General features: G+C 58.7%; 21 protein-coding genes. 20 read left to right on the top strand and 1 reads right to left on the bottom strand.

All coding sequences use genetic code 11. The annotated features are described in order from the left end of the window. The first annotated feature begins 37 nt into the window (after positions 1 to 37). The 14 genes from I2E69_RS13895 (at position 38) to I2E69_RS13960 (ending at position 14,663) form a co-directional block, all read left to right on the top strand. Positions 38 to 361 (top strand): RNA-binding protein, encoded by a 324-nt coding sequence (locus I2E69_RS13895; RefSeq protein ID WP_195461828.1) that lies wholly within the window; start codon positions 38 to 40, stop codon positions 359 to 361. A 78-nt stretch (positions 362 to 439) separates the two neighbouring features. Beyond that, complete coding sequence (locus I2E69_RS13900) at positions 440 to 1,126, top strand: hypothetical protein (protein ID WP_229095541.1); 687 nt, start codon at positions 440 to 442, stop codon at positions 1,124 to 1,126. Then, entirely contained in the window at positions 1,119 to 2,069 is a 951-nt protein-coding gene (locus tag I2E69_RS13905) for a hypothetical protein (protein ID WP_195461829.1), read from the top strand. Before I2E69_RS13900 ends, I2E69_RS13905 begins: the two co-directional genes overlap by 8 nt. After that, positions 2,041 to 2,934 (top strand): hypothetical protein, encoded by an 894-nt coding sequence (locus I2E69_RS13910; protein WP_195461830.1) that lies wholly within the window; start codon positions 2,041 to 2,043, stop codon positions 2,932 to 2,934. The genes I2E69_RS13905 and I2E69_RS13910 overlap by 29 nt, the downstream gene beginning before the upstream one ends. After that, positions 2,924 to 3,490 carry a hypothetical protein gene (locus tag I2E69_RS13915; protein ID WP_195461831.1) on the top strand — a complete coding sequence of 189 codons (567 nt, stop codon included), beginning with the start codon at positions 2,924 to 2,926 and terminating at the stop codon, positions 3,488 to 3,490. The genes I2E69_RS13910 and I2E69_RS13915 overlap by 11 nt, the downstream gene beginning before the upstream one ends. Continuing rightward, positions 3,487 to 6,072, top strand: a complete 2,586-nt coding sequence (locus I2E69_RS13920) for a hypothetical protein (protein WP_195461832.1) — start codon at positions 3,487 to 3,489, stop codon at positions 6,070 to 6,072. Before I2E69_RS13915 ends, I2E69_RS13920 begins: the two co-directional genes overlap by 4 nt. Positions 6,073 to 6,096: 24 nt before the next feature. After that, positions 6,097 to 6,675, top strand: a complete 579-nt coding sequence (locus tag I2E69_RS13925) for a hypothetical protein (RefSeq protein WP_195461833.1) — start codon at positions 6,097 to 6,099, stop codon at positions 6,673 to 6,675. Positions 6,676 to 6,902: 227 nt separating this feature from the next. Beyond that, complete coding sequence (locus tag I2E69_RS13930) at positions 6,903 to 8,153, top strand: hypothetical protein (RefSeq protein WP_229095542.1); 1,251 nt, start codon at positions 6,903 to 6,905, stop codon at positions 8,151 to 8,153. A 73-nt stretch (positions 8,154 to 8,226) separates the two neighbouring features. Next, the gene (locus I2E69_RS13935; protein WP_195461834.1) at positions 8,227 to 9,291 is read left to right on the top strand and encodes an exonuclease SbcCD subunit D; all 1,065 of its coding nucleotides are present in this window, start codon (positions 8,227 to 8,229) and stop codon (positions 9,289 to 9,291) included. After that, positions 9,279 to 11,594, top strand: coding sequence for an AAA family ATPase (locus I2E69_RS13940; protein WP_195461835.1), 2,316 nt, complete (start codon positions 9,279 to 9,281; stop codon positions 11,592 to 11,594). Before I2E69_RS13935 ends, I2E69_RS13940 begins: the two co-directional genes overlap by 13 nt. Beyond that, the gene (locus I2E69_RS13945) at positions 11,569 to 12,054 is read left to right on the top strand and encodes a hypothetical protein (protein WP_195461836.1); all 486 of its coding nucleotides are present in this window, start codon (positions 11,569 to 11,571) and stop codon (positions 12,052 to 12,054) included. The genes I2E69_RS13940 and I2E69_RS13945 overlap by 26 nt, the downstream gene beginning before the upstream one ends. 143 nt (positions 12,055 to 12,197) lie before the next feature. Continuing rightward, positions 12,198 to 12,731, top strand: coding sequence for an RNA polymerase sigma factor (locus I2E69_RS13950; protein WP_195461865.1), 534 nt, complete (start codon positions 12,198 to 12,200; stop codon positions 12,729 to 12,731). After that, on the top strand, positions 12,703 to 13,308 hold the full coding sequence (locus tag I2E69_RS13955; RefSeq protein ID WP_195461837.1) for a hypothetical protein: 606 nt from the start codon (positions 12,703 to 12,705) through the stop codon (positions 13,306 to 13,308). Before I2E69_RS13950 ends, I2E69_RS13955 begins: the two co-directional genes overlap by 29 nt. Next, positions 13,305 to 14,663, top strand: coding sequence for a DnaB-like helicase C-terminal domain-containing protein (locus tag I2E69_RS13960; RefSeq protein WP_195461838.1), 1,359 nt, complete (start codon positions 13,305 to 13,307; stop codon positions 14,661 to 14,663). Before I2E69_RS13955 ends, I2E69_RS13960 begins: the two co-directional genes overlap by 4 nt. Before the next feature lie 3 nt (positions 14,664 to 14,666). Here the strand turns inward: I2E69_RS13960 and I2E69_RS13965 are convergent, their stop codons facing one another. Next, on the bottom strand, positions 14,667 to 16,955 hold the full coding sequence (locus I2E69_RS13965; RefSeq protein ID WP_195461839.1) for a toll/interleukin-1 receptor domain-containing protein: 2,289 nt from the start codon (positions 16,953 to 16,955) through the stop codon (positions 14,667 to 14,669). A gap of 85 nt (positions 16,956 to 17,040) precedes the next feature. On the opposite strand from I2E69_RS13965, the gene I2E69_RS13970 reads away from it, so the two are divergent. The 6 genes from I2E69_RS13970 to I2E69_RS13995 are packed head-to-tail and all read left to right on the top strand — an operon-like array spanning position 17,041 to position 23,782. Beyond that, positions 17,041 to 18,063 carry a toprim domain-containing protein gene (locus tag I2E69_RS13970; protein ID WP_195461840.1) on the top strand — a complete coding sequence of 341 codons (1,023 nt, stop codon included), beginning with the start codon at positions 17,041 to 17,043 and terminating at the stop codon, positions 18,061 to 18,063. Next, entirely contained in the window at positions 18,063 to 19,790 is a 1,728-nt protein-coding gene (locus tag I2E69_RS15405; protein WP_317191102.1) for a PHP domain-containing protein, read from the top strand. Before I2E69_RS13970 ends, I2E69_RS15405 begins: the two co-directional genes overlap by 1 nt. Positions 19,791 to 19,798: 8 nt before the next feature. Continuing rightward, entirely contained in the window at positions 19,799 to 20,341 is a 543-nt protein-coding gene (locus I2E69_RS13980) for an HNH endonuclease (protein ID WP_195461842.1), read from the top strand. Continuing rightward, complete coding sequence (locus I2E69_RS13985) at positions 20,338 to 22,497, top strand: DNA polymerase III subunit alpha (protein ID WP_195461843.1); 2,160 nt, start codon at positions 20,338 to 20,340, stop codon at positions 22,495 to 22,497. The genes I2E69_RS13980 and I2E69_RS13985 overlap by 4 nt, the downstream gene beginning before the upstream one ends. After that, entirely contained in the window at positions 22,497 to 23,030 is a 534-nt protein-coding gene (locus I2E69_RS13990) for a hypothetical protein (RefSeq protein ID WP_195461844.1), read from the top strand. The genes I2E69_RS13985 and I2E69_RS13990 overlap by 1 nt, the downstream gene beginning before the upstream one ends. After that, positions 23,012 to 23,782, top strand: coding sequence for an exonuclease domain-containing protein (locus I2E69_RS13995; RefSeq protein ID WP_195461845.1), 771 nt, complete (start codon positions 23,012 to 23,014; stop codon positions 23,780 to 23,782). Before I2E69_RS13990 ends, I2E69_RS13995 begins: the two co-directional genes overlap by 19 nt. The last annotated feature ends 4 nt before the right edge of the window (positions 23,783 to 23,786 follow it).

A 23,786-nucleotide genomic window follows, 5' to 3' on the forward strand; every position in this document is an offset into this window, starting at 1 on the left:
AAGAGGACTATTCCTAACAAACACATAAGAGAACAAGATGGAACTGATGATCAAGGACCGGCTATACATACCGGCTCTGCTGCCCAAGGAGGGCACCTTCAAGGAATTCAATTTGAAAAAAGAGATCCGCCGCAAGACGGCCATCTCCGAGGGGGAGCGTGAGGCGCTGGGGCTGCGGGAGAACCCCGAGAGCAAGCGCATCGAGTGGAACGTGGACAAGGAGACACCGTTGCATGTGGACTTCACGCAGGAGGAGATCACCTACCTGAAGAGCGTCTGCGAGAAGCTCACCAACGAGCAGCTCCCGGACGACATGTGGTCCACGATCGAGGCCCTGTACGACGCGGCATCGGGATCCTAAACAAAACCTCTCGCCACCGGCTACTCTTTTACGGAGTGCACTCCGGCCACTTCGCGGCCGGGGTGTTCTCTTCGAGCTATGGCAAGACAGGATATCGCTATCGACGTAAACTACGGCGAGCTGGAAACCACCGACAACATCGCGGGCAAAGCCCTCTATCCCTTCACGTTGCTGGAGAGCCCCGCGGGGCTCGATGACGAGCATTACGCCTATGGGGAGATCCTCGTACCCGAGGGTTTCGAGCGCCGCTATGCCGCACATGCGGGATTTCACACCCTGATCCCGTACACGCCTGTTTATAAGGAGCTGCGTGTGCGCCTGCGTTGTGAGGGCGGTCGGGATGAGGCGTTCATTCGCAACCCGCTTGACGGGAGCATCTGGCATCTGGTGGCTCTCGAGTCCTATGAGGGGCCCCTGGCGGTGCTGCTGAGCGCCTACCGCAAGGTCAACGCCGCGAGCCGCTATCACCTGCTGCCGTGCGAGGGCTACCTGGCGCTGTACAGCGGTGCCGAGACCGACGCCCGCATCCGACCGTCTCTGGCACAGAACGAGCGACTGCTGCTGAAAGCCTCCGCGGGGAATCTCTACCAGCATCCTACCACGGGTGTCGCTCTGATCGACTTCCTGCACGGCAACTTCGAGAATACGGGCCTCGCGGAACGGCTTCTGAAGGAGTTCACCGACGACGGGATGATCATACACAACGCCTCGATGAACTCCCTGACCGGGGAGCTGGTGCTGGAAGTAACGGAGAAAGATGGGTAGGTACACGATCACAGCGGGGCAGAATATATACGACGTGGCCCTTCACCTCTACGGCTCTATCGAGGGTATCGTCGATCTTATGATGTGCAACCCGACGCTCTCGCTCGCCCAGCGGTTGCAGGCGGGGCAGACACTCGAGTTCTCGGACGACTTTCTGCTGGACGAGGACGTGGCGGCCTACTTCCGCACGAGCGGCCTCATACCCGCAGGCGGGGAGCGGCAGGTCTATCCCAAGGATTTCACCCGTCCGTTGCTGGCGGAGCTGCTCACGGACAAAGGGAAAACGTCGGCGTCCTTCACCGCCTCGGGACGGGGAATCCTCGAAGTCGACTGGGGCGACAACGCCCCGCCGTACATGCTCGCTTTACAAGACACACCCCGGCGCTACACCCATACCTTCGACAGTGCCGTGGCCGGGAGCCGCCGCATCCGGCTCTACGGCGATGCGGAGCTCCGGACACTCGACCTCTCGGCCGCGGCACCCTCGGAGTTGTACCTGCTCATGCCGCTGCCCCTCGAGCATTTCACCCTGCGGGATGCGACGCTCGGCATCGGGGCCCTGGCGCTGCTGCGCGGCACCTACTGCCTGAATCTGCAGGGACTGCAATGCCCGGACCTGCGGTCCCTGGTGGCCTGTAGTGAGCTGATGACCCTCGACCTGCGGGACAGCCCACTGAAACCCTCGGTGCTCGACGGCTACCTGCTCCAGCTGGTACGTCGCTATGGCGCACGGCGCAGCGGCAGCGTCTATCTTCCCTGCGCTCCCACTGGTCACTACCGGGAGCCCGCCCGGGATGCCGCAGGCTCTTATGCCCCCGCAAGCGGCATGGAAGCCCTCTGGGTCATCACGCACGAGGAGTCCTGGAACGAGGCTGCAAGTTGGAAATTCATCATCGACGAGAAGACATACACCTATGAGCCGGACGATCAAAGAAATATATGACCAGGCTGTCGCGGAGCGCGACCGGCGCCTGGAGCTGCGGGAATTTAACAGCGACTCCAAGCTCTCGATCCTGAACGGCATACTCTGGGTCACGGCCGCCGTGATCTACACCTTCGAGGTGCTGCTGGACACCTTCGCCATGGATATCTCCGAGGTCATCAACAGCCGCATAAACGGCACCCCGGCTTACTATGTCCGGGCTCTGCTGCAATACCAGAAAGGCGACGAGCTGGCGGTGCGCGAGGACGGCCTGGCCTTCGGTTACGCCTCCGTGGACGAATCCAAGCGTCTGGTGACGCAGGCCACCTACACCGAGAGCGTGGAGGACGACAACCTGGATGCGAAGTTGATCCTCAAGGTCGCAACGGGCGAGAAGGGGCGCCTCCAACCCGTCGGAGCCGAGGACCTGGTACTGCTCAACGCCTACATCGCACGCCTGAAGTTCGCCGGCACCCGCGTAGAGGTCACCTCCCGCAAGGGCGACGTGCTCATACCCCGTGTCACGGTTTACTATGATGGTGCCGTGCGTGAGTCCGCGGCTTTGGACGGCATCGAGGCGAAGCTCAACGAGTACATGTCCTCGGTGGATTTCGATGCCGCCATCTACGTCTCGAAGGTCGTGGCGGCGATGCGTGCTGCCGAGCATGTGACCGACGTGTATATCGACACGGCGGCCGTGCCGGCGCAGGGCATCTTCGTGGCATCCTATGACGTGGACGGGTGTCTGACGGGCACACGCCGCGTGGAGCGCGTGCTGCACACCGCCTCGGGATACCTGACGCAGTCGGCGGGCACGCAGGAGCAATGCGAGCTGCCGACCTTCCGCGAGGCTCTCACCCTCAAGGTCGAAAGCCATGAGGTATAAGCTCCCCGTAGATCGCCTTGTGAACCAGCTCGTGCCGCACTTCCTCGCGGGGCGGCGCTTCATCTTACTGGTGCAGAGCTGCCTTTATCCGCTCGTCTCGCTCAACGAGCGCTTTCGGGAGTTCGCACGCCGCAAGCATATCGAAGCCCGCATGACCTCGCAGGTCCTCTACTTCGAGTGGTTCCTGAACGATCGGTTCGGCAGATACCTCACAAATCCTTCGGACCGTATCTTCCTGCGCGACAGCACGCCCGTAGGTGTGGATATCTACCACGAGGCTGCGGAGTCCGCCCGGCCCTATACCGTCTGGTTCCAGGGTGAGGCCGTCACCACGGTGCGCCCCGACGAGCAGCCCCGGGCTCTGCACCGCATCACCGAGGAGAGGACGATCAACAAGGTCAGCTTCATGGTCTGCGTGCCCCGCATCACCATCCCGCACGAAGAATTCGTGCACATGCTCTCGTGCGTGGTCAATAGTTACCGCCTTGCAGGCCGCACATATCTCATACGCATCGACGCCGAGGAGTTTGAACCCCACATTACAAATACACTATGAAGGAATACATAGCACAAGCCGGCGGCCGCTATACCTATGCCGACGATATCGAGAACCTGCAGACTCTGGCTCTGAGCATGACATCCCTGTTCGAGGGCTGCGACCCCTTCATCATTGCGGGCTGCGAGGTCGAAGGGATGAAAATCTCCCCCGGCTACCTCTGGCTCGGGGGCAAGATCCGGCGCTTCGAGGGCTGCACGGATGCTGTGTTCCCGTACTACCTCTACGAAACCAACCGCACGGAGTCGGTGGTCTATGCCAACGAGGAAAACAAGCTGGGGCGCCTGTGCCACCTCTGTGCCGGCAGCGGCAGCATCCCCACGGTGTCAGACCTCGTGACGGGTGCGGCACCCCGCTATATCGAGGTGCGGGCCGACTACGCTCCGCGTCTTGCGGACGGCTTCTTCGGGCGCTATGCCCTTTTGACCGACACACCCTTTGCGCGACAGACCTTGCATCGGGACCTCACGATGTCGGGAGCCCTCACCGTCGGGAAGGAGGTCGCCTCCCGCACGGCTCTGACGGTCGTGGATGACGCCGGCGGCCGTGCGGCGCAGCTGCGGCTCAGACCCTCGGGTGACGTATCGCTGGGATGTTACCTGCACGGCCTTCCCGTTCTCGAACTCCTCCTCACTACCGACGGGCAGGTCCGCTTTATGAAGCAGGAGCGGGAGCTGGCGTCCCTGACGACGGAGGGTCTGCGTCTTCCCTCGGCCGCGGCGCAGAATATGCGTGTGGGCTCCGTTCTGCTTGAAGGCAATCATATCGCTAATATAGAGGATAATACGGACGGTGGCGCTGTATGTGTCAATTACACCGGTTTCGAGTGCGGCGCCACATGCTTCCGCAACTTCGAGGTCTATGACGGCAAAGGCTCTGCGCGGCCTCTTCTGGCTGTCGTGGGTCGAAGTGCCGAGACCCGCGTCGGGGGTCTTCTGACGGTTCTGAGCGCCGGCCGCGGACTATCGATCGTCAACACTTCCTACCTGAAAGATGATCCGAAGCTCACAGGCGCCGTGACGTGGCGCGACAGCGACGACGAGATCCTCGCTGAGGCGGGATACCTCTCGCCCGAGGACTTCGAGTTCTCGCTGCGCAACACGCTGGGCGGCATCGTCCTGCGACCCCGAGGATGGGTGGACATCGAGGGTGACCTGCGTATTCGAGGCATCGACATCGCCGCGACCTATCTCTCGAAAGAGGATTTCGCGGCCGCAATGGCCGGCAAGGTGGATGTACTTGCCGGCAAGCAGCTCTCGACCGAGGACTTCACCTCCGAACACCGTCGCAAGCTCGAAGCCATCACCACCAGCGGCATACAGTCGGAAGGCACGGGCTACGTGACCGCAGCCTCCGTGTCGGCGGCGCTCGACCTGCGCCTGGAAGCGGCGCAGAACCTCGCGGACATTCCCGACAAGGGTGCGGCACGGCTGAACATGGATGTTTACTCCAAAGCAGAAGCCACTGCAAGGTTCCTCACCGTGTCCGGTGGCTTGGGGGAGCTGGTGGCCCTGACGGCCGAGGAGATCAACGGACTCTCGCCCGAGCAGGCCGGGGCCCTCAAAGCCCAGCGGCAGCAGGCCGTGCGGACGGTCCTCGACGCCGAGAAGGCCGGCACGGGGGCCCTGAAGCTCTCGAAAGCCTCCAACCTCGCGGACGTAGCGGATAAGGACGCGGCACGTCGCAACCTGGATGTTTACTCCATCGATCGCATCGACGGCCTGCTGGCCCGCAAACTCGACAGTGCGAATGCCTATGCGGGAGTGCTCTTCACCGAGGAGCTGCGGGGAAAGTTGGAATCGATACAGCGCGGGGTCTTCGCCTACACGGACGACGAGGGAACCTCACATGCTCTTGTCGAAGGCTACGCCACCACTTCGGAGGTTGTGCAGCAGCTCGACAAAAAGGCTGCACGGCTGATGGATGGTTACAACACCTCGGAGAAGGAGACGATTGCCTCGAACCTCGGAATCTACACCCGCACGGCGGCCGACGGACGTTTCGCCTGTGTGGAGCGTCTCTTGCAGGATTACATCACCTACCTGGTGGGGCAGGGCAAGACCACGGCCGAGGCCCAGCAGACGCTGCGCGAGAAGTTCGACGTGCTCTCTAAGGATGAGATCGTGCAGGGCTATCTGCGGCGCGACGCTAAGCTCTCGGACCTCGTACTTGCGAGCGACGAGTCCAGGCGTCAGGCATGCCGCACGCTCGGAGCCGCCTACGCCGAGGAGTACCAGCCCCGGCTGGCCGACACGGGCTGGCTCCGGATGTCCGACAGCGGTTCGGGGACTGACGCCCGGAATTTATTTATCCGCCAGATCGGCAACATCGTATCCATCCAGGGATCTGTCAACACGGCCAAGCGGGACGGCGGCAATCAGGGCGGCACGCTGGCGCTGATTCCCAACGCTCTTCAGCCTCCGAAGTACAGCGTGCGCTGCACGGCGGCCAACTGGAACGACGACCACACCTACAACCGGGGTTGCTCGTTCGTCGTGTACGGCGGTTCGCGCAAGGTGCAGCTCTTCGAGAGCGGCATGTACAACGTGGACGTGGAACTCAACTTCACCTATTTCGTATGATCAAAAAACTCAACATCCAGCGCGATGTCGAAAGCCGTCGCCGCATTGCGGAGCGCAGCCCCGCAAAAGGTGTTCAACCATCAAACTCGCAAGCCCATGCCCCGAGCCAAGCGACGCTGCAACCGCAGGATAACCCGCTCGACGCTCACGCGGAGTCCGCGGTACCCGGAAGACGGAAGGCCAAAAGGAACCTTTAAGCGTTTCGCCTTCCATGAAACGCGCCTGGGCTTCATGCTCCGTTACGAGGCGCCGCTGGTGTACCACCTGCTGCAGCTGGTAGCACCCCGGCATGCGTATTTCGAACCCGAGTGGGAGGTGGTGAAGACCGTCTGTGACGCCTCGGGTGATCCGTCGCTTCGCAAGCCCAAGTTCCGGCGCTATCTCGAGGAGTACCGTCAGCATGGGGTTTGCTGTCACCGCGCCAAGCGCCTGACCCCCTCTCGCCGGGCCTACTACGAAGCGTTGCGTCGGCGCAAGATCGCCGAGTTCGTCGCCCGCCATCGGGAAGAGCTTGCGGCCCTGAGCCGCGAGGCCCGCGCGCAGGGCGAGAAGCCGCGTCCGATGACGGACTTCATACAAGAGATTTTGAAAAAGAGAGATTAAATCGCACCCTACAAGCAAAATAATCGTCAGGCGGAAAAACTATTTTCTGCGTCTCATGCTATTTGGGTATAAAAGGCTACATTCGTACGCTTTTCCTGAGCATCCCCGCGATGCGTGGTGCGCCGTCCGGCGCCGATATTATCAGCTGAAACCTGCGGAACAACCGAACTCCGCGGGTACCCTTCAGATTCGAAACTTCGGCATGATAACCTTATAAACGCATCGCTATGCAAAACGAAACACAGGCCGCAGAGATGCAGCCCTCGATGAACGTCGAAGAACTCTTCTTAGGCGTTCAGGAATCCTATGAAGAGGCGCAGGCCCGCGCCCTCGAAGAGAACAAAGCATTCCGCCGCACGGAGTTCCTGCGCATGGACAAGATGGGCACATACCGCCTTCGTGTGCTGCCTGCCGTGCCCAATATGGACGGCACGGCCGAGCGCCGCAGCTACGAGTTCCCCGTGCACCAGCTTCTGCTGGAAATCGAACGTCCTGCGGCTCCCGGCGGCAAAACCTCCTACCTCTATGTCACCGTTCCCCGTGCCACGGATGCCGGCTACGACCTGGACATCATCGACGTGTACCGCCGTCTGGCCGTCACCGAGGCTAAGGAGCAGGGCGACGAGAAACTCGCCGACAAGATCGGCGGCGGCTCCTTCGGCGGGGGCCTCAAGTACGGCTACGGCCATGCCCTGTATGTGCTGGACCTCGCGGAGCGCACCAAGGGACCGCAACTTCTGACCCTCTCGCACTCCCAGTTCAAGGACCTCGACGAGCGCAAGTTCCGCTTGTGGCAGAAGAAACTCCAGAAAAACCCGCATCATCCCTGTCCTATCTCGTCGGTTTACAATGCCTATCCTGTGGAGATCGAGAAGCGCAAGAACGGCCAGAAAACCGAATACCTGATCTCCATCGACAACGAAGCCGACAACGACATCCTCTCGAAAGAGGAGCTGACAGCACTCATGGCAGCACCCCGCATCCCGGAGGTGATCTACCGCTACTCCCGCTACCAATTCGAGGCGACGGCAGAGTTTCTCGCGCAGTGCGACGTCAAATACGACCTACGGATCATGGCCCTCGAAGAGATGCGCGAGGCCGTCGAGACGCTGCGCCGGGCCCTGCCGCGTGAGGACACCAGCTCCTTCAGCTTCGACAAACGTACAAAGGATGCCCGCGACAACGCCTCGGCAGGAGCTGCCGGGGGCAACATCTCCCTGGACGATCTGTTCGAGCGGCTCGAGAGTCTCGATGCCCAGGGCCTCGGGGATAAGACCGAGCAGGGGCAGGAGCTCCGGGCCGCCATCCGCGAATACATCGAACGCGAGGGCCTCAGCGTGCGCATCACCCGCACGACCTCCAACCGCGAGGTGCTCGATATGATCGAGGCGGAACTGCAGAAACTACCCGCCGAGGATGAGGAGCCCGCAGCAGCTCCCGAGCAGCTGCGCGAGGAGCGTGCACGACGCAGAAGGTAGCATCCCGCAAGATTCATGTAACCAGTAACCGGCAAGGGGCGCTGCAGCGCTTCTTGCCATCCCTTACACACCTATGGCGGAATCTACTGCATGCCTGCTTCTGTTAAATGATCTTCACGTTTCGAAAGATAATATTCCCGAATTCACGGCCAACTGGCAGGAGGCCCTCGACATCTGCCGGCAGCGGAACATTCCGCAGCTCGCCGTGGGCGGGGATCTGTTCCTGAGCCGCACGGCCCAGACCCTCGATGTGTTGCTGGCTGTGCGGGGCGCCCTGCTTGAAGCCGCCGAGGCCGGCGTGCGAGTCATCCTGGCCGAGGGCAATCACGATTTGGTCGATCAGGAGGCGACCTTCGGCTACTGCCATGTCTTCGACCAGCATCCCAACGTGACGGTGGTCGATGATTTTCTGACCCTCGCCGATCCCGCGTGGAATTTCGTGCTCCACATGATGAGCTACTTCCCGGAAAACGGCAGTTTTACCGGGCGGCTGAAAGCCCTGTGCGCCGGCTCGTTCGAAGCGGACAAACTCAACTACCTCTACATCCATGAAGGTATCCGCGGCGCCCTGGCGCAACCGTCCGAAACGGAGCTGCCGGCCGCGCTGTTCGGGGATTTCGACCGTGTCTTCGTCGGCCATTACCACAACCGCACGCTCCTCAAAGGCACAGCCATCGAGTACATCGGCTCCTCCCGGCAGCACAACTTCGGAGAAGACGAACAGAAGGGTTACACGGTGCTTTACACCGACGGGCGGCACGAGTTCCTCCAGAACAAAGCCAACATCCGTTACCGCGTGATCGACGTGTCGGCCGAGAAGGCAGACATTCACCTTGCGGATATGCTGGACCAAACGCGCACGCAGGGACGTTGTCGCATCAAAGTGCGGATTCATGGGGACCAGGCGCGTCTTTCGGCCGTGGACAAGAAGAAACTCTACCAAGCCGGCGCCGCCAAGGTGGAGTTCGTCGCCCCCGACGTCGAGACGATCGAAACGCCCGAAGAGGGGGTGCTCGAAAAGTTCGACAGCCGCAGAATCCGCGCGTCCTACGAAGAGTTTTGTTCCCGCAAGCAGGTCGAAGACCCTGCGCTGGGCTTGTCCTACCTCTCCAAAATCGAAACGCCATGTGGAAATTAACGCATATCGAGGCTCAGAACCTCTGCTCCTTCCGCCATGTGGAATACACGCCTGTGCAGGGCGTCACCACACTGATCTTCGGACACAATGCCGACAACGAGAGCCAGCAGAGCAACGGCTCGGGGAAATCCACCCTGATCGAGGCCATTGCCGTGGGAATCACGGGCAGCCCCTTGCGCAAGGTCCGCACCGAGGAGATCATCAACGATGCGGCCGACGAGTGCCGGGTGTGTCTGGACCTGACCAATGACGTGAGCGGCGAGCGGCTCCGCATCGAGCGCGGCATCTTCCGCAAGTCGGCGTCGGAAGTGCGTTGCACCCTAATATGCCGCGGAGAGTCGCATGAGGTGGCTCAGCCTTCCGTGGATGCCTTTAACAAATACATCCTCGACAAGCTGGGAATCCGCCGCGACGAACTCTACGCTTCCTTCATCCTGAGCAAGCAACGGTACAGCGACTTCCTCTCGACATCCGACCGAGAGAAGAAAGAGATCATCAACCGCTTCTCGAACGGCGTGCTGGTGGACGAGGCCGTGGAAAAGCTCCGCGAGGATATCGAGCCGTTGAGCCGTTCGCTCAAAGCTTCCGAACTGGAGCTGGCCACGCTGGACGGACGCATCGAAATGCTCGCCGAGCAGATCCTCGAGGAAGAAGAATCCCGCGATGATAAGCAGCGTTCGCGGGCCGAGAAGATCGCCACGCTGCAAGCCTCTGTCGCCGAGAAACGGAGCGTCATCCGGCAGGCGGATGAAACACTCGCCGAGTATCAGCATAAAGGCAAAGAAATCGACGGCATGAACCGGCAGTTGCAGACAATAGAGGCATCGGATATCCCTCTGGACGAATGTGTCCGCCGCGTCCATGAGCTCCTGCGCTCCTTTGCATCGAAACCCCTGACGGACTGGACCCGGGTGATCGACACGAAGAAGCAGGAAATCGCTCTGGCCCGCACCGAGATCGACAAATGGTCGGTGATCCTCGGCCAGACATCCCAGAAGATCACCGGGGCGGAGCAAGCGTACCGGGACCTACTCGCAGGTTTCGACGCCTTTGCCGCAGTATTCGGACAAAAGCGCGAGGAGCTGACGGCCGAGATGTCCGACCTCAATGGCCGCCTTATGGCGGCCAACGGTCAGATGGAGGAGCTCCGGAAACGCAAGATCGCCCTTTGCGGAGCCATCGAGTCGCTCGGGGCTAAGCTCGCCGGCAGCATCATCTGCCCCGCGTGCCGGCATGAATTTCTGGTGTCGGACCGCGCGTTCGACATTGTTGCGGCACGTGAGGAGCTGACGGCGAACCGCCAGACGCTCAGTACGCTGGACGCCCGCTTGCAGGATGCCGCCCTCGAAGCCGAGAAAGTCGAGAAGATGCAGAGCCGGGTGCGGGGCGCGAGCCGCACACTCGTTGCCCGCAAAGAGGAGTGGGAGGACCGGCTCTCGAAAGGAAAGCGGGCCGTCGAGGCAGCCCAATACGAGATGCAGGGCTACAGGTTCAATCTGGAGCGCGTCGAAGAGCGGCTGGCGGCACGCACTACCCAGATCGGGCACATCCGGGAAAAGGTCTTTGCGGAAGGCTACGAGCGAATCGACGACGCCATGCAGGAAAACCAGCGCAGCATCAGCCGCATTCGGGAGCAGGCCAGCGCGGCCCGCGGCTCCATCCAAACTCTCGAAGAGACGATTGCCGAAATCGAGCGAACATCGCCCGAAGAGGTCCTCCGCTCGCTCCGGGCATCGCTCCAGACCAACCGCTCACAGGCCGACAAGGTGCTCTCGCTAAAGACCGGGACCGAAAGGCGGCTGGCGGCGCTCACGGCCCAGGAGCAACTGTTCATGCAGTTCAAATCCTACCTGGCGAACACGAAGATCACGGCACTCGGAGCGATGATGAATCAGGTCCTTGCCGACCTGGGCTCCGACCTGCGGGTAAATCTTTCGGGTTACACGGCCCTGAAAAACGGAACGGTGCGGGAGAAGATTTCCGTCACGATCATCCGGGACGGACTGGACGCCGGGAGCTTCGGGAAGTTCTCGGAAGGGGAACGAGCGCGGGTAAACCTCGCCTCGATCGTGGCCATGCAGCGACTTGTAAACGGGAACTGCGACCCCGGCGAAGGTTTCGACTTGATGTGTATCGACGAGATCGCCGACGCCATGGATGCCGACGGCTTGGCCGGCGTGTTCGCGGCACTCAACCGCCTCGGCATGACGGCGCTGGTGGTCTCGCACGGTGCTGTGGCCGAGAGTTATCCTCACAAATTGTTGATCATAAAGGAGAATGGAGAGTCCCGCATCGACGCCTGACACGCTGCGGCGTGAACAGGTGTTGGCCCTCGACATCGCAACCCACACGGGCTATTTCTCGATGCACGAGGCCGGAACATGGAACTTCACGGAATCCCAGCGTCGCAACGGCAACAAGCTCCACGGGGCTTTCCGCGCCATGCTCCTGGCCTTCATCCGCCGCTATGGCATCCGGCAGATCGTTGCCGAGGACGTGTGCGTCAACCGCCACTTCTACGACATGCGGCGTCTGGCGGAGCTGCGGGGTATCCTGCTGGAGGTTTGCGATGAATTGGACCTCCCGGAGCCGGAATTCGTGAACGTCGCCACGCTCAAAAAATGGGCCACGGGCGACGGCCGCGCCACGAAGGCCAGGATGATCGACGCCTGCCGCCAACGCTACGGCATCCTGCCCATCGATGACAATGCCGCCGACGCCTGCCATCTGTTCTACTACTTCCTGCGCAAGCACAGGTTATGACGCCCCCGTAAGGCTGAGAGATTGAGACACCAGATTGTGTGCCACGCATGAGCCTATGATACGTGAAACAAGAAAAGACGTCCGACACCTCCTCAAACGAGGAGTCGGCAGAAATACGCACGGAGCTGTTCAACCGTTACGTGCTGCCTCATAAAAATCTGATATACGCCCTCTGCATCCGCTATACGTTTCGGCAAGAGGATATTGCTGACAACTATAATGAAGTTCTCGTCAACTTCTTCCGTTATATCCAAACCTACAAACCCGAGCGTTCCATCCAGACCTGGCTGCACATCGTAACCAAGCGCTACGTCTATGACCTGAATATGCGGCGCCGGCTGCCCGTCACACACGACATGGAGATCTGCGACCTGCCCGCAGGGTTCATGGCCGGCGAGGATACCCATACCAACAGCATGGGGGTGGATAACTACCGCGAGTTCTACAACGACGACATCCTGCAGGCCCTGGCGCAGTTGAAGCCTATCTACCGCGAGGCGCTGCTGCTCCAGCAGGCCGGCTACAAGCTCCAGGAGATCATGGATATAACATTCCGCAACGGCACGCTCAAAGCCCGCAACATCGAGACGGTCAAAAGCCGCCTGTTCCTGGCCAAGCAGCAACTGCGCGAACTCCTAACCCGTGACGGTGAGCGGCGAACCAAGCCCCGGGTGTAAGTTCCGCAGGCTCTTCAGCTATCTGCTGCGCTGCACGCTGTGGCCCGGATTCCGCTTCCCCGGAGGCGGCTCGGCCGAGCGGGCGGTAAAAGCATGTGCCGAGGCCCTCGAGCGCACCCACGGAGCGTTATCTGCCGAGCGGATAGCAGATTTCTGCATCTGCCAGGCGTATGTCATCAGCGGCTATGGAGAGGAGTATCGTCGCCGCTGGCGCCCGGCGCATTCGTTCGGGGTGAAAGCCCGTGAACGCTTCGCCGCCGCCACGCCTGCCCATCGCTTCTACGAAGACCGGTGGCTGCGCGGTCATGGTCTTTCGCGTGAAGGGTTGGCGGCCGTGGTGGAGCGGCGGGAGCATCCGCTGCAAAGATTCCTCTTCCCCGCGTGGGAGGAGCCTACCAAGCGGCGGGTCCTCTCCACCGAGGCCGGATACCTTGTCTGCGGCAGTTCCACACTCCTTTGGTCCCCGCAGTCGCCCGCATGCGCAGGATGTCTGTACGGGGAGCGCTGCCGCGAGCGTACACAGCGTCTGTATCCCGAGTTATACCGCCTCCGCTGCGAGGCACAGCATGAAGCATGAGTAAACCTACGACAAATCCGCTCAGCGCGGAGTTCCTATACGAGTTATATGCCGCGGCGTTGCGATGCGATGCCCTGTGCGGAATCGTAGTGCAGCACATGCTGAGCGAGTATCTCCCGGATCGTTCGTTCCAGCAGGTGCAGCAGGTGCTCGCAAATCACTACACGACCTATAAGGCTCCGCCCACCTATGCTGTTTTGACGCAAGCCCTGGGCGCCGACTACGACGCCGTGGAGCTGCTGAACACCTTCCGGGAGTATGACCAGGGGCAGAATACCGAGGCCCTGACGGACCTTTTGGAAGCCTACATCAAGGGCGTGAAGCTCCAGGCCGTGTATGCAGAGGTCGGGAAACTGTACAACCAGTCCCGGCAGCAGAAGGCCGAGGAGGTGCTGCGCGCATATGCCGAGTGGCTCGCGGGCTTCACCCTCAAATCCTCGTCCTTCGTGGATGTGGCCGCCACCTTTACCGAGCGATACGAGCAGAACCGGCGGCGCGAAGAGCAGCAGGCACACTCCGACATGCCGCAGGTTGCACGTTTCTACATCCCATACCTGGACGCCCTGAACAACGGTCGCAGCCTGCGCGGGCAGCTCACCTGTTTCCTGGCCTCCACGGGTGTCGGCAAGAGCCATATCGCCAAGCATATCGGCATACGTGCCGACATCGACGACGGACTCCATGTGCTGCATTTCCAGCTCGAAGGTTCCGAGCAGGAGGCCCTGAACGCCTATTCCGGAGGGTTGATCTCCCGCAACGCCTACTACTACGAGCAGGGGAAGCTCCCCGAGGCGGAGATGCTGCGTCTCGCACGCCTTGTCGAGCAGTATGCCGGGAGCATCACCGTGCGCTCCTTCCCGCGTTTCAACGCCCGCGTCTCGACCCTGGACATCCGCAACGGCATCGCCGAGTACCGCAAGATCAACGGCCGGCAGCCCGACATTGTGATCATCGATTCCATGGATCTGCTGACCGACGCATCACGCCGCGTGTGGAACGCCGAGCATGAGCGGGCCAAGCGTATCGCCGTGGCCAACGACCTCAAGGACCTCGCGGCCGACGAGAACGTGTGGATGGTGGTGACCTACCAGTCGACCATTGAGGATCGGGACTGGCTCAACGACGAGCGCAACGTCTTGACCGAATACAACTGCTCCGAAGCAAAGGGCCTTGCACGGCCCTGCACGCACCTTATCTCCCTGAACCAGTCCTCGGCCGAGCGTAAGGAGGACATCATGCGCCTGCACGTCGCCAAGAGCCGATTCTTCAAGAAAGGCGACACCATAAAGATTGCCACCGACTACGACAATGAGATATTTTACGATGCACAGCGCTCACTGGCGCTAATTTATTAACATTCAGGTGGTAGGCATCCCCTGTCTCTCCTGTAGTTCATTGAGAGCCTGGCGCGTGTAATTTAAAACATGGGGCTGTTTGTTAAGTTCTATCAGAATTTTTAGCGGGGTTTGTACTTCCCGCTCGACATAAATTTTATATTCGGCATTCATGGTCTTAACAATCTTATCTTTATGTATGTCGTAGCTTGACTCCATAGCATGGATCAATTCTTCGAGTTTTTTACGGTCATCGTATGTGAGCGAATTCTTCCGCACAAGACATCTAAAATATGCCTCGATGTGATAGGGGTTTATGGGATTGGCTTCATGGTTCTTTTTAGCCATATTAAGTGCCTGCGGATAGTCTCGTTTCATGAGCAAGACTGTAACTAATTCCCGCAACGCCTTTGCATTATCGGGGTATTTGTCCAGTATATCTCGGAATTTCCGCTCTGCTGCGGGAAGATCTCCCGAGAGCCGCAGGAAGAAACCTTGCAGGAAGGTTTTCGCTATACCGGTAATCTCTTCAACCGCAATAATGAATTTTTGGCGGTTCAATTTTCGAGCTAACGATAAACACATCCAATAAATAATCTCGCGCCGTGCGTCATTATAAATTCGATCCTTGTGTTTAAGGAAGCCTTCGCAAAGGTTGATAACCGAATCGTACTTTTCGCTTTTATAAAGGTCGATAATCGATTTTATGGCTACTGATGGAATGAACAATTTAGCATCGCATTGTCCGGCGTTGATTTTCACCTGGATGCGGTACATATAGTCCGACAGATCGTTTATTCCATCGTGTGGATCAATGGGTTCCTCGAGAATCTCTTTCGATATTTTGTCGATCGACTTGCCGAAACGGTCTAAAATCTTGTAGCCGGATCGGTCGATATAATCTGCAATTCCTGCATCCAGCTTTATCATTTCCTTACTGGGCCCGAAGACCTCAATAATCGAGAGATTGAATAGTTCTTCAAGCATCTTATCACAGGTCTCCTTTAAGTCATCCCCAACAATTCGGATCAAAAGACGATCGTTTATAGGCCCTAAATGTGTCAGTAAACCCATTAGGTCAATCAATTTCAGTTTCCCAATTTGCGTATTGGTGCAATACTCGATAATATCTTTAAGCGATTTGTCCCCGAAAGCAACGATCCGATCCACATTGGATTTGGCCAAAGTTCTCCCTTCCCGATTTACTGCTTCGGCTGCATAAAAAAGTTGTTCGGGTGAGCCATGGAGCTTCGACACCCAAAACTCAACTTCTACTTTATCAAAATCCGGAATACCTCTTTGTGCTATGTATGCGTAGAATAGTTTTGTAAGGTCATCATCGCTCAGGGGATGCAATTCTAAGAAAATACATTCCTTTCTATTGGTGATCCTATGAGTCTTCGGCGTACGCGAACTTGCAATAAACAAACCCAAAAATCGAGTAAGCGTAGGATAGGTGAGTATATCGACCAACCATTCGGAAACGCCTCCTTTCGGAGTAATGCAGGCTCCGTCATCGACTATCAAAATGTGTTGCTTGGTCTTGTACGCTTCATTTATCAACTCCACAGCCACGGAAACCTTTTTGTCCTTATCCCATATGTCCCATTCAAAATCAGTGAGATTGTAAAGCATCATATAACTATTGAGTTGCATGATGAAGTTCTCGATATAATCCTTGGAGGTCAAATCGATACGATAAGGTTCATCGGAATAGTTGGCTAATTTGGATTGAACATATTTCTTTATGAACTTACGGCGACCGACACCTGGACGACCGCTAACCACGATAGCCTTTACATCGGCGTAATTGCCTGTATATAATTTTGTTTCAAGTTCTTCAATTTCGGCATTGCGGCCAACAAACAACTCTTCCCGAAGTTTCAACTCCGGCCGCTGCTGATAGATGATTTCACGTTGCTTTTGCAAGATGTCACGTGAAAGAAGTACTACGTTGGTGAAAGTCTTCAAATTGAATACTTCCTCCTTATTTATCCATGCCGGAATATTTTTGTCATTAAAATTTACTGTATAATCGATAATATAAGGGAAGAATTTGAGTCTTTGTTTCCTCATTCTGTCCCGGGCCTTCTCGATTTCAATGGCGACCCACTCCGATTCAAGTGCAGCCCGGGAAATCAATAAAATGAAAATATCAGCCTTACGAATTTTGCTGAATATTTCGTCCTTGCTTTTTTTTGCTGGCTCGAAATCATATTCGTCCACCAAGCAGTTGGTTTTGCTTAGAATCGATACGAGTTGTTCAACAAAACGTTTTTGTTGGCTGCTGTGCGATATAAAGGCAGTAATCATGGTTATGACATTTTTGTGACAGTAAAAGTACCAAAAAATCTATTAAATTGAAAACCAAGATGATTTTTCTGCTCTATTATCATATGTGAAGCAAGAAATCATCCAAGAACTCGCCCGCGAGCTCGGGGCGCGCCCAGATGGCACGGGCAAGAACCTCGTCGTTCCGCGTTGCCCGTATTGCGGCAAGGAGGGCGGCAAGTACGGCATCTACGTCGGGGAGCCTACCGAGCGCAAGCAGCCCTTCATGGCACACTGTTTCTCGTGCGGCCACTCGACCACCACACTCGGGCAGCTGCTGCAGGACCTCGGCCGCCTGGACCTGCTGCCTGCGGCAATCGCGGATCTCGCAGCTCCGGTAGCGACATCCCTGTGGCTGACGCCGCCCCAGCAGGAAGAGATCGATGACACGCTCAGCATCGTGGAGCTGCCGGACTTCTACCGCCGCCGTTTCGCTCATCCATATCTTCTGACCCGCGGCTTCGCCAGCGATGACTTCGGGTACTTCCCCGTGGGTGACACGGACCGTCTGAACCGTCGCTACACGAATTACGTCATCTTCCCGGTTCTGGACCAGGGCGACACGGTCGGCTACGTCGCTCGCCACATCTGGTCCAAATCCAAAATCGATGCGTACAACCGGCAGGCAAAGCGCACGGGTGGCCACAAGATCTTGCGTTACCGCAACTCCACGGAGAATGAGTTTTCCAGACTCCTCTATAATTACGACGCCATCCGGTCGGGCGTCACGCAGACCGTGGTGCTGAGCGAGGGTATTTTCGACGTGGTAGCTCTCACACGCTCGCTCGATCTCTATGACAATCCCGCCATGGTCGCGGTCGCCACCTTCGGCAAGAAGATATCTCGGACCCAGATATATAAGATCCAGTCGAAAGGCGTGCGACAGGTTATCGTCGGCTATGACGGGGATGCCGTCGAAGCCACGAAGAAAACCATCGCGCAGCTGAGCCCCTATTTCGATGTGCAGGTTGCCGCCATCGCCGATCCGACCAAAGACTGGGAGGAGCTGACGCAGGACGAGGTGCGGGATATTTTCATGAGCGGGCTGATGCGGCCGCTCGACTACTGCCTACGTAAAATACAGCAATGATGGAAGGACTGGTTCGCTGGCTCAATGCCAACAAAATAGCTTTTCAGCCGATCGACGACCAGGTGCTCGAGATCGACGGCTTCGGCCGCATGTACCGCGCCGACCTCTCGGGCGTGGAGTCCATCTTCAAGGTCGAAGGCGAGCGTGTGCGCTTCAACCTTTCGGAAGATGTGCAGGTGCTGCTCGACGAGGGCATCCGCTATGTCGCCTTCCCGTTCGGTGACAACTGGTACTACTACGACCTGGAGGAAGAGTTCCGTTTCAACATCCTCAAATATGTCGGCCGCCGACAGCCATGCCGCCTGGACATGCCATTTGTCAACCTCGGCGTTCACACGCCATACGAACTGCTCAACGGCTCGGGAGCCCTTGCCGATTGGGTCCGCAAGGCACGGCACCTCGGCCACAGGGCTCTGGGCATCTGCGACCGCAATACCATGGCCGCGACCCTCAGCCTGCAGAAAGCCTGCGAGGCCGCAGATCTGCGGCCCGTATTCGGCTATTCGCTGAGCATGGAGCACGAAGGCGAGAAGCTCGAGATGAAAATCTATGCGCTCTCACAAAAGGGGTTGCAGGGGCTGCTACGTATCCAGAAGGAAGTGATGGTCGAATCCCCGGATCATGTGCTTACGTATGACCTGCTGCTTACGCACGCCGAGGGTTGTGCCCTGGTCTTCGGCATGCTGGCCGCCGACTGGATGGTACGACACCCTCAAGAGGTCGCGGCCTTACGTGCGGCCTTCGGGATGACCTTTTACCAGATCGACACCGCGGAGTACAAGGCCGAGCGCATCGACCGCGAAGGACTCCTGGCCATGCAGACGTTCTTTCGGAATTCGTACGATAAAGCCACCTGTTCGTTCGCTGTGGAGCCTATTCTTCTTTCGGACTGCTACTACCTCGATCGGGACGACGCCCGCAACAAAACGGTGCTCAACAAGATCGCTGCGGGAGCTGCCCACCGTCAGAGCGAGGAGCAGTATTTCAAGGACGTGGATGAGCTTTATGCCGCCCTGCAACCCCTGTTCGGCGAAGAGTGGAACCTCGAGGCTCTTTTCGGACTGATGTGCCATAACACCCTACGCATCGCTCATGCCGCGCATGCACGGTTCGAGACGGGACGGATGTTCATGCCCCGCTACATGATGCGGGACGAAGAAAAGGCCCGCTGTAGCGACCGACGCACGCTGCTTCGCCGGCTGCTGGACGAAGGTTTGGCGCAGAAGGTTCCGGCGATAGAGCAGGCCCGTTATCGGGAGCGGCTCGAGGAGGAGATCTACATCGTCGAATCGACGGACAATGTGGACTACTTCCTGATCCAGTGGGATATGGTGCAGGAGGCTCGCCGCCGGGGCATTGCCACTGGCATCGGCCGCGGCTCGGCAGGAGGCTCGCTCGTCGCGTACCTACTGGGGATCACCGCCCTCGACCCGCTGCGCTACGGTCTGCTGTTCTCGCGCTTCCTGGTGCCCGAGCGCTGCGGACTTGGCTGGCGCGAGGCCCTGACGGTCATCGCTCAGGATGTGGCGCTCGAACGGGGTGAACGCTACGTGGAGATCGAAGCTGCCGGCGTCCGGTACCGGCTGCACCCCGACGCACAACTGCGAATTCTCCGCCACGATGCGGAAAAGACGATATATGCCGATCAGTTGACCTGTGGCGATGAGATTCTTTTCGACCGCCGAGATTCGATATGGACGCTTAAAGAACTCGAAGTCAATGAATAATATTGCCCATGACTGACGCACCGGAGCGGTGGCGGGATATAAGGGGATTTGAAGGATATTATCAAGTGAGCGACCGGGGACGGGTCCGTAGTCTGGAACGATACATCATACGTAATGGAACCACTGTTTTACAAGAAGAACGGATACTATCGCCTTGGCGAGGATATACATCGCTTTATCATTGTGTACGGCTCTATAAAGACGGGAACAGGAAGAAATATTCCGTCCACCGGCTGGTGGCGGAGCATTTCCTTCCGAATTGGACCCCCACGCTGGAAGTAAACCATATCGACGGAAACAGGGATAACAACGACGTGCACAACCTGGAGATGTGCACCCACCAGGAGAATGTTCGCCATTCGATCATTCACCTGCTAAAGAACGACTATGGAGAGAAGAGTGCAAATGCCAAGCTCACGAATGCCCAGGCCCGTGAGATCCGTACGAGGTACCACTCGGGACAATCGACGCAGGCAGCGCTGGCCGCACAATATGACGTGAGTAGCCAGACCGTAAGCGCCATAATACGCTACAAGAAATACATACGATGAAAATTACGCGATGCGACATACGGCGGGCAATACGGCCAATGAAGGTCATGGACTGCTTCGTCGAGCGGGGGCTTGTGCCGGAAGGACATGCGTCGCTGCCGGACATCGATGTCGACTATGCTTCGGACCGGCGGCAGCAGATGAAGGAGTACCTGGAAAAGCGCTACAACGTCGGGGGTCGGCAGCGGGTATTCTCCGCCGGCACCTTCACGACGCTCAAACTTAAGGCTGCGCTCAAAGATGTGGCCCGCGTGCACCGCGTGCCGCTGCAGGAGGTCAACTATATCACTGCGAACCTAGAGGATGACATGGACTGGACGGGACTCTTCCGCCTGGCGGCCGTGCACCGCCGCGTGCGCAGGTTCATCCTCGACTACCCGCAGGTGATCGAAGATGTGCGGGGCATCCTGGGACAGCCCAAAGCCGCGTCGATCCACGCCTCGGCGATCATCGTGACGCCCGAAACCAAAGACGGCTGCCCGGCCGAATGTTTCGATTTCCTGCCTATCCGAAAGATGGATGGGTTGCTGGTGTCTGAGTTCGACGGCTATGCCGTAGATGAAATCGGCCTTTTGAAGGAGGACGTGCTGGCGACAAAGGAGCTGGCGAAGCTCAGCGCCACGATCTCCCTGGTCAACGACCATTACGGCCGGCAGCTTACCATCGAGCGGATCACGCAGCAGGAGCTGGAGGACGAAAAAACCTACCGCCTGCTGGCCGAGGGCAACACGCAGAATGTCTTTCAGTTCTCCTCGCCGGGCATCACGCGCTTCCTGCAGGATGTGAAGCCCGCCTCGATCGAGGATCTGATCGCCGTCAATGCCCTCTACCGTCCTGCGACCCTCGACATCGGGGCCACGGAGGACTTCATCCGTTTCCGCCGCGGCGAAGCGGCGCCGGTTTACAACTACGGATGCTTCGAAGCGACGAAAAGTACTTATGGCCTATTGTGCTTCCAGGAGCAGTTCATGTCTATTGCCCACACGCTCGGAGGTTTCGATCTGGGAAAGACCGACTCTCTGCGCAAGGCCATAGGCAAGAAGAAAGCAGAATTGATGGCGACGCTCAAAGCCGACTTCATCGCCGGAGCCGTCGCCAACGGATGCCCCGACTACGAGGCCGAGGAAATATGGCACAAGATCGAAGTAGCCGGAAATTACGGGTTCAATAAATCGCACGCCGCCGCCTATGCCCTCACAGCTTACTGCGGGGCATGGCTCAAAGCCAACTATCCCACGGCCTTCTACACCGTGGCCCTGCAATGGGCCGACGATCGGCAGATCGCGCAGCTCATGGGCGAGATGGAAGCCTGCTCCACGGCGCGCATCGTGCCGCCCGACGTGAACCGCTCGGGCGTGGAGTTCTTCACCGACTACGCCACCGACGAGATCTTCTGGTCCCTGACACGTATCCGACAGTTGGGAATACGTACCGTGGAGCATATCGTTGCTGTGCGCGAGCATGGCGGGGCGTATGCCTCGGTCGAAGATTTCATCCGCCGCATCTTCGGGGACCGACAGCGTAAAGGACGCGGCAAGGACGAGGATACGGAGCGCCTGCCCGTCAATGCCCGGCATGTGAAGCACCTGATCCTCGCCGGATGTTTCGACAAGGTCGAGGGTGTAAAGTCCGTTTGTGAGCGGCGGTCGTTACTCGAACGTGCGGCCCGCCTGCTGGGATTTGCGCTCTCCGAGGCGGAGATCCCGGCGCAGCTCGCCGACAAGCACTACTTTTGGTCGCAGCAGCAGATCGCACTCTCGGGCATCGGCTCGATCGACTACCGTCGTATATATGACAATTCCGAAGCCCGTGCTCAGTTCAAAGGGCGCACGGCCTACCTAACCCTGCGCGAAGCGACCGACAGCGAGAACGAAGGGCGCCGCGTGGTGGTCTGCGCTACGGTCGCCGACATCGCGGAGGCGTCCTACAAGGACAAGACCTCGGGCGAGAAGGTACGTTTCGCCAAACTGCGCCTCCAGCAGAACAACGACACCATGGAGCTGGTCTGCTGGAACGACTTCTACACGGCTCACCACACGGAGGTCGCCGCTTCGAAGGACAGGGTCGTGATCCTCTCGGCCATGGTCCGCTATAGCGACTATTCGGGCCAAAACTGCCTCCACACCACCAAATCATCCCAACTATCCTCTTTATAATGAAACCGATCCTAATTGCCATCTCGGGTGCCAGCGGCGCCGGCAAGACAACCCTTGCCAAGTTTCTGCAGCAGGAAATGCACATACCCACCCTCGTCTCCACGACCACGCGGCCTCGCCGCGAGGGCGAGATCGAGGGCGAAGATTACTTCTTCGTCAGCGGCGGAGTGCGTCCGAAACCCTGCGAAATGCTCACCTTTACCCGTTTCGGCGGCTACGAATACTATGCCCTTCGCCGGCAGCTGCCACGCTCGGGATTCTGCTCCTACGTTGTGGAGGAGAACGGCATCCGGGCGCTCCGACGCAATGCCGCAGAACAGTATGGGGTATTCTCCGTCACGGTGCAGTGCAAGCCCGAGATCCGTATCGACCGGGGTGTCGATCCCGCACGCCTTGCACGGGATGCCGGAAGGAAAGACCTCGGCTATGAATGGGTTGATTACGCGCTCTTCAACAACGGCACGCTCGGTGAGTTCTATCAGGCGGCCCGCGACATGCTGAAAATTCTGGAACAATGGCAGCACCTGCAGTAACGCCCAAGATATTCGTCGCCATCGTCCTGGACTTCGAGACCGGAGGACTGGACTGCACGACCTGCGGCTGTACCCAGATCGCCCTGCAGGCCGTGCGCCTCGACACCTGGCAGCTCGTGGACCGCTATGCCCGTTATATCGCGCCTTACAATCGGGAAGCGTTGGGTGGCGGACCGCGCCGCAAGGTGCTGCGCACACGCCGGGAGCAGGCGCTCGCCGTAGAGGCCGAACCCATGCGCTATGAGCAGGCGGCGCTCGACATCACGGGAATCACGCTGGAACAACTGCGACGCGAGGGCGTCGATCTGAAAACGGCAGCCGCCGAGGTTATCGCCTTTGCCGCCCGGAACACTCTGAGCAAGGGCCCGCAATACAAGCCCGTATTGATCGGGCAGAATATCCTCTTCGACATCGGATTCCTGCAGCAGATGATGAATTATGCCCATCTTACGAAAGAGTTCGCTCAGGCGTTCGCCGGGAGCGTAGATTTCTACGGCAACTTCCAGCCCCGCTACATCGACGTGCTCGACCTGGGCCATGTGGCCTTTGCACATGATCCGTCGGTCGGCTCTTACAAACTCGAACTCATCGCCGAGCGCCTGGGCGTGGAGCTCGCGGATGCCCACGACGCGGACGCGGACGTCGCGGCAACACGCGACATCGCCGCAGTATATGCCGCGCGGCTGCGCAACGGCGGCAGTGTGGCCCTCGCACCGCAGGCCGAGAAGACACGCAGACACTTCAAAATATGACCCG

Origin of the sequence: Alistipes sp. D31t1_170403_E11 (assembly GCF_015553985.1) — a bacterium.
Classification (GTDB): Bacteria; Bacteroidota; Bacteroidia; order Bacteroidales; family Rikenellaceae; genus Alistipes; species Alistipes montrealensis.

Excerpts from the sequence above, each read along its gene's own strand:
- I2E69_RS13895 (WP_195461828.1), top strand. The coding sequence starts at position 38 with ATGGAACTGATGATCAAGGACCGGCTATACATACCGGCTCTGCTGCCC.
- I2E69_RS13900 (WP_229095541.1), top strand. The coding sequence starts at position 440 with ATGGCAAGACAGGATATCGCTATCGACGTAAACTACGGCGAGCTGGAA.
- I2E69_RS13905 (WP_195461829.1), top strand. The coding sequence starts at position 1,119 with ATGGGTAGGTACACGATCACAGCGGGGCAGAATATATACGACGTGGCC.
- I2E69_RS13910 (WP_195461830.1), top strand. The coding sequence starts at position 2,041 with ATGAGCCGGACGATCAAAGAAATATATGACCAGGCTGTCGCGGAGCGC.
- I2E69_RS13915 (WP_195461831.1), top strand. The coding sequence starts at position 2,924 with ATGAGGTATAAGCTCCCCGTAGATCGCCTTGTGAACCAGCTCGTGCCG.
- I2E69_RS13920 (WP_195461832.1), top strand. The coding sequence starts at position 3,487 with ATGAAGGAATACATAGCACAAGCCGGCGGCCGCTATACCTATGCCGAC.
- I2E69_RS13925 (WP_195461833.1), top strand. The coding sequence starts at position 6,097 with ATGTCGAAAGCCGTCGCCGCATTGCGGAGCGCAGCCCCGCAAAAGGTG.
- I2E69_RS13930 (WP_229095542.1), top strand. The coding sequence starts at position 6,903 with ATGCAAAACGAAACACAGGCCGCAGAGATGCAGCCCTCGATGAACGTC.
- I2E69_RS13935 (WP_195461834.1), top strand. The coding sequence starts at position 8,227 with ATGGCGGAATCTACTGCATGCCTGCTTCTGTTAAATGATCTTCACGTT.
- I2E69_RS13940 (WP_195461835.1), top strand. The coding sequence starts at position 9,279 with ATGTGGAAATTAACGCATATCGAGGCTCAGAACCTCTGCTCCTTCCGC.
- I2E69_RS13945 (WP_195461836.1), top strand. The coding sequence starts at position 11,569 with ATGGAGAGTCCCGCATCGACGCCTGACACGCTGCGGCGTGAACAGGTG.
- I2E69_RS13960 (WP_195461838.1), top strand. The coding sequence starts at position 13,305 with ATGAGTAAACCTACGACAAATCCGCTCAGCGCGGAGTTCCTATACGAG.
- I2E69_RS13965 (WP_195461839.1), bottom strand. The coding sequence starts at position 16,955 with ATGATTACTGCCTTTATATCGCACAGCAGCCAACAAAAACGTTTTGTT.
- I2E69_RS15405 (WP_317191102.1), top strand. The coding sequence starts at position 18,063 with ATGGAAGGACTGGTTCGCTGGCTCAATGCCAACAAAATAGCTTTTCAG.
- I2E69_RS13980 (WP_195461842.1), top strand. The coding sequence starts at position 19,799 with ATGACTGACGCACCGGAGCGGTGGCGGGATATAAGGGGATTTGAAGGA.
- I2E69_RS13985 (WP_195461843.1), top strand. The coding sequence starts at position 20,338 with ATGAAAATTACGCGATGCGACATACGGCGGGCAATACGGCCAATGAAG.
- I2E69_RS13990 (WP_195461844.1), top strand. The coding sequence starts at position 22,497 with ATGAAACCGATCCTAATTGCCATCTCGGGTGCCAGCGGCGCCGGCAAG.
- I2E69_RS13995 (WP_195461845.1), top strand. The coding sequence starts at position 23,012 with ATGGCAGCACCTGCAGTAACGCCCAAGATATTCGTCGCCATCGTCCTG.